This is a genomic window from Pseudomonas cyclaminis (assembly GCF_015163715.1).
In the GTDB taxonomy this organism is placed as follows: domain Bacteria; phylum Pseudomonadota; class Gammaproteobacteria; order Pseudomonadales; family Pseudomonadaceae; genus Aquipseudomonas; species Aquipseudomonas cyclaminis.
In genome coordinates this window covers 1-2327 of the sequence record NZ_JADDUM010000334.1, presented here as the reverse complement: position 1 = coordinate 2327, position 2327 = coordinate 1, and the positions used below count along the sequence as shown (strand labels likewise).

Annotated in this window: 2 protein-coding genes; one reads left to right on the top strand and one right to left on the bottom strand. The window is 61.1% G+C overall.

The genetic code is table 11. The annotated features are described in order from the left end of the window. Positions 1-106: 106 nt before the first annotated feature. Positions 107-1795, bottom strand: a complete 1689-nt coding sequence (gene fadD2 / locus IQK56_RS29945) for a long-chain-fatty-acid--CoA ligase FadD2 (RefSeq protein WP_122307650.1) — start codon at positions 1793-1795, stop codon at positions 107-109. Positions 1796-2006: 211 nt separating this feature from the next. Between fadD2 and IQK56_RS29940 the strand changes: the two genes are divergently transcribed. Next, the coding region (locus IQK56_RS29940) for an alpha/beta hydrolase (protein WP_193864331.1) at positions 2007-2327 on the top strand (321 nt) is incomplete at its 3' end.

Genomic DNA, 2327 nt, shown 5'->3' with positions numbered 1-2327 from the left:
GGGCTTGCCCCCGATGAGGGCGTGTCAGTCACCAGACCTATCAACTGACACACCGCTATCGGGGGGCAGCAAGCCCCCTCCCACATTTTTTTTACCGCATTTTACATCAGGCGATGTCGCGCAGCTCCCGCCGCAGGATCTTGCCCACCGGCGTCATTGGCAATGAATCGCGCAACACAATCTGCTTGGGCACCTTGTACCCCGTGAAGTTGGCCTTGCAGTAGGTCTTCAATTCCTCAAGGCTCACGCCTTCGGCCCGTGCCACCACAAACAGCTTCACAGCCTCCCCCGTGCGCTCGTCCGGTACGCCGATCACCGCACAGTTGGCTACCGCCGGGTGCGCCATCACCACGTCTTCGATTTCGTTGGGGTACACGTTGAAACCCGAGACGATGATCAGGTCTTTCTTGCGATCAACAATCCGTACAAAGCCGTCCTCATCAATCACCGCAATGTCGCCGGTCTTCAGCCAACCCTCGGCGTCCAGGGTCTCGGCGGTCGCAGCCGGCTGCTGCCAGTAGCCCTTCATCACCTGCGGGCCCTTGATGCACAGCTCGCCGCGTTCGCCCAGCGGCAGCTCGACGCCTTCATCATCAATCACCTTCATCCCTGTAGCCGGCACCGGGATGCCCACGGTGCCAAGGCGCGATTTGTTGCCATAAGGGTTGGTGCAGGCCACCGGCGAGGTTTCTGTCAGGCCGTAGCCCTCGCCAATCGTACACCCGGTGATTTGCTGCCAGCGTTCGGCCGTGGCCTTGATCAGTGCCGTGCCACCGGAGTTGGTGAGCTTGAGGTGGGAGAAATCCAGCGTCTTGAATTCCGGATGGTCCATCAACGCCACAAACAGCGTGTTAAGCCCCAGCAACCCGGTAAAGCGCCACTTTTTCAGCTCCTTGATAAACCCGCCGATATCCCGTGGATTGGTGATCAGTACGTTGTGGTTACCCGTAACCATCATGCACATGCAGTTCGCGGTGAAGGCATAGATGTGGTACAGCGGCAGCGGCGCGATCATCACCTCCTGCCCTTCCTTGATCAAAGGGTGGCCGTCGTCGCCAACCTGGGACATGCATGCACGGGCCTGCTGCATGTTCGCCACGAGGTTGCCATGGGTCAGCATCGCGCCCTTGGCCAGGCCGGTGGTGCCGCCGGTGTATTGCAGCACGGCGATGTCGTCGAGGGTCACCGGATGACGCGTGATACCCAGGCCGGCGCCCATGCGCAGCGTACGCTTGAACGACACCGCACGCGGCAGGCTGTAGGCCGGGACCATCTTCTTGACCTTGTCGACCACGGTGTTGACCAGCCAGCCCTTGGCGGCGGGCAGGAAGTCACCCATCCTGGCTTCGATCAGGTAGTCGATCTCGGTGTCGCTGCACACCTCCTGCACCCGCGAACCGAACAGGTTGAGGTAGACCAGCGCACGCACGCCGGCGTCCTTGAACTGGTGGCGCATCTCGCGAGGGGTGTACAGCGGGTTGGTGTTGACCACAATCAGCCCGGCGCGCAGGGCGCCGAACACGGCAATCGGGTAATGCAGCACGTTGGGCATCTGTACGGCGATGCGCTCGCCGGGCTTGAGGTCGGTGTGCTGTTGCAGGTAACCGGCGAACGCCGCACTCTGGCGCTCAAGCTCGGCGTAGGTCAGGGTGACGCCCATGTTGCTGAAGGCCGGACGGTCGGCGAAGGCCTTGCACGACCGTTCGAAGACTTCGATCACCGACTTGTAGGCCGTGAGGTCGATGTCATTGGGAACGCCCGCCGCGCGTTTGTCATTCCAGAAACCAGGTTGCATTATTCTTGTCCCCTTACCTGAGTGTGTCCGGCCGCTTAAAAAAAGCGGAGCTTTGGGGACGTTAGCAGCTATGACCAAACAGGCAAATACGCTAAATCGTGTCATTGATTGTATGAATCTTCCCGCTGTTGCGCAGGGAGATACCCCGGCCCTCGGCAGATGAGCTATACACTGCAACGACCCCGAGCAGACCTTGAAGAAAGGAAGCGCCATGAACCACAGCACCTTCTGGCTGACCGCGAATGACCGCAGCCGCCTGTACGTCAATCAGTGGATGCCCGACGGCCCGGCTCACGCCGTGGTCATGCTGTCCCACGGCATGGCGGAGCACAGCGGGCGTTATGCGCGGTTGGCCGAAGCGTTATGTGGCGCTGGCTATGGTGTTTATGCACCGGACCAGCGTGGCCACGGCCGCACCGCCGACGAAGGCACCTTGGGGCTCTACGCCGAAAAGGATGGCTGGAACAAAGTGGTGGGCGACCTGGCCAGCCTCAATCAGCACATCGGCCAGCAGCAACCGGGGCTGCCGATC